Genomic DNA, 3037 nt, shown 5'->3' on the forward strand with positions numbered 1-3037 from the left:
GTCCTGATTTAAATTTAATCCACTATATTGTGCCGGAACGGCGTTCGGCTATGCGGGTCGGGTGCTTTCAGACGGCCTGTGTGCCGGTGAAGGGCTTGGCCGCGTGCGGGCTCGGGTGTTTGCCCGTTTTCGGGACGGTTGTCCGCCGTTCGGCGGGCGGTTGGGTTTCGGCAAGGGGCATGCCGTGACGGAAAGGCCGTCTGAAAACAGGTTTCAGACGGCCTCAAACCGTTTAGCGGCGGCGCAGCGAGAACATGCCTTTGCGGTCTACGTCGAACACGAAACGTCCGTCTTGAACCGCGCCGTAAGTGCGTTGTTCCGACACGGGCTGCAAACCACCGTGGCTGAGCAGGTAGTTGCCGATAACGTCGGGCTTGGCGGTTACGGCGGCGGTCAGTTTGTCGAACAGGTCGCGGCAGACGCTGCCTTGCGCCCAGCCGGCAGCCGGGTCTTCCATGCACCGGCCGTTAACCGCATGCATGTTTTCCGGGAATTTGCCGCTGATTTCGACAAAATTGTCTTCCGGCAGGCCGTTAATCGGATAACGGTAGGTTTTTTCACCGTTCTGCCCCTCGCTGATTTTCGGCTCGCCCAAAGGCAGCTTCGACACCAGCACCGAAATATCGAGGAATTTGACGGTAAATTCGGGTTTCGGCGGCTGTTCGACATTTTCGGCAGGCTGGCCGCCGCAGGCGGACAGGGCGGCAAGCAGCAAAACCGGCAGGTATTTCTTCATGGGGCTTTCCTTTCAGGGATGTGGTGCGGGTATCAAGCCGCGTCATTATAAAGAAACCGCAGGCCGTCTGAAACCGTCTTTCAGACGGCCTTGCGCGTTCTGTTTCGGGCGGCGGCAAATAACGGTACAATCCGCCGTTTCGAAACACAAACGGGCCGACCAAACCATGAGCGCACATATTATCGCCATTGCCAACCAAAAAGGCGGCGTGGGCAAAACCACCACCGCCGTCAACCTTGCGGCCTCGCTGGCCGCCGTCGGCCGCCGCGTCCTGGTGGTGGACCTCGACCCGCAGGGCAACGCCACCACCGGCAGCGGTGTGGACAAAACCGCCATCCGGCACGGTGTCTACCATGTCTTGCTGGGCGATGCCGACGTGAAAACGGCGGTCGATACCGGCGGCAGCGGCGGTTATCACGTCTTGGCCGCCAACCGCGCGCTGGCCGGGGCGGAAGTCGAACTGGTGCAGGAAATCGCCCGCGAAATGCGGCTGAAAAACGCGTTGGCCGAAGTGGCGGACGATTACGACTTCATCCTCATCGACTGCCCGCCCACGCTGACCCTGCTGACCCTGAACGGGCTGGTGGCCGCCGACGGCGTGATCGTGCCCATGGTGTGCGAATACTACGCGCTCGAAGGCATTTCCGACTTGGTGGCCACCGTCCGCAAAATCCGTCAGGCCATCAACCCCAAGCTCGACCTGACAGGCATCGTCCGCACCATGTTCGACAGCCGCAGCCGTCTGGCGGCGGAAGTCGGCGAACAATTGCAACAGCACTTCGGCAGCAAACTCTTCGCCACCACCATCCCGCGCAACGTGCGGCTGGCCGAGGCACCCAGCCACGGCATGCCCGCGCTGGTGTACGATGCCAAAGCCAAAGGCACGCAGGCCTACCGCGAACTGGCGGCGGAACTGCAGCGGCGGCTGGCTTGAACGCCTGAACAAAAGGCCGTCTGAAAGCACGAAAAACACATCGGTTTGGCCGAAACCGCGCTTTCAGACGGCCTCAACCGCATTCGGGCGGTACGCCGCCATTCAGACAGTCAAACAAAAACGCATCCTCCGAACACATGAACAAAACCTCCCCCCTCATCGCCCTGTGCGCGGGCGAAGCCTCGGGCGACCTGCTCGGCGCGCACCTGATGGAAGCCATCCGCGCCCGCTGTCCGAACGCCCGTTTCACCGGCATCGGCGGCCCGCGCATGACCGCGCTTGGTTTCGAAAGCCTCTACGAACAGGAAAAACTCGCCGTGCGCGGGTTTGCCGAAGTCGTCAAACGCCTGCCGGAAATCCTCTCCATCCGCAAAGGCCTGATTGAAAAAATGCGCGCCGCGCGGCCGGACGTGTTTGTCGGCATCGACGCGCCCGACTTCAACCTCCACGTCGAAGAAAAACTCAAACAGTCGGGCATCCCCACCGTCCACTACGTCAGCCCCTCCGTTTGGGCATGGCGGCGCGGGCGCGTCAATAAAATCGTCCGCCAGGCCAACCGCGTCCTCTGCCTCTTCCCGATGGAACCGCAGCTCTACCGCGATGCGGACGGACGGGCGGAATTCGTCGGCCACCCGATGGCGCAAACCATGCCGCTGGAAGCCGACCGCGCTGCCGCCCGGCAGAGAATGAAACTTGACGGCGACACCCCCGTATTCGCCCTGCTGCCCGGCAGCCGCGTCAGCGAAATCGACTACATGGCGCCGATATTTTTTCAGACGGCCAAACTCATACTGCAACGCTACCCCGACGCCCGCTTCCTGCTGCCCGTCGCCACCCATGCCACACGCAACCGCCTGACCGCCCTGCTGGCCGAAGAGCGGTTCAAACACCTGCCCATACAACTGATGACCGCCCATGCCGACCTGGCCTGCACCGCCGCCGACGCCGTATTGGTCACCAGCGGCACCGCCACCCTAGAAGTAGCCCTGTGCAAACGCCCGATGGTCATCAGCTACAAAATCTCCCCGCTGACCTACGCCTATGTGAAGCGGAAAATCAAAGTGCCGCACGTCGGCCTGCCCAACATCCTGCTGGGGCGCGAGGCCGTGCCCGAACTGCTGCAAAGCCGTGCCAAACCGCAACTGCTGGCCGACGCGCTGGTCAAATGGTACGAATCGCCCGAAGACTGCGTCGCCCTGCAGCGCGATTTTCACGAACTGCACCACATGCTGCGCCGCGACACGGCCGAACTCGCCGCCCAAAACGTACTCGAAGAAGCAGGGGCTTTATAAAGAAAGGCCGTCTGAAAAGCGGCTTAACCCTTCAATACACACATAAAGAGACCTTTGCAAAATTCCTTTTCCTCA

3 protein-coding genes are annotated in these 3037 nt (G+C 61.5%); 2 read left to right on the plus strand and 1 reads right to left on the minus strand.

What is annotated here, in order from left to right; genetic code table 11:
• Window positions 1–232 precede the first annotated feature (232 nt).
• On the minus strand, window positions 233–736 hold the full coding sequence (locus tag HMPREF3107_RS03030) for a hypothetical protein (protein ID WP_070453277.1): 504 nt from the start codon (window positions 734–736) through the stop codon (window positions 233–235).
• 166 nt (window positions 737–902) lie between these two features.
• Here HMPREF3107_RS03030 and HMPREF3107_RS03035 point away from each other — a divergent pair, with 166 nt between their 5' ends.
• Together HMPREF3107_RS03035 and lpxB are read left to right on the plus strand one after the other, a co-directional pair.
• The gene (locus HMPREF3107_RS03035; RefSeq protein ID WP_070453293.1) at window positions 903–1670 is read left to right on the plus strand and encodes a ParA family protein; all 768 of its coding nucleotides are present in this window, start codon (window positions 903–905) and stop codon (window positions 1668–1670) included.
• Between the two features lie 137 nt (window positions 1671–1807).
• Complete coding sequence (gene lpxB, locus HMPREF3107_RS03040; RefSeq protein WP_070453281.1) at window positions 1808–2962, plus strand: lipid-A-disaccharide synthase; 1155 nt, start codon at window positions 1808–1810, stop codon at window positions 2960–2962.
• Window positions 2963–3037 lie beyond the last annotated feature (75 nt).

The sequence above is a fragment of the Neisseria sp. HMSC31F04 genome (genome assembly GCF_001807735.1).
Taxonomy (GTDB): domain Bacteria; phylum Pseudomonadota; class Gammaproteobacteria; order Burkholderiales; family Neisseriaceae; genus Neisseria; species Neisseria elongata.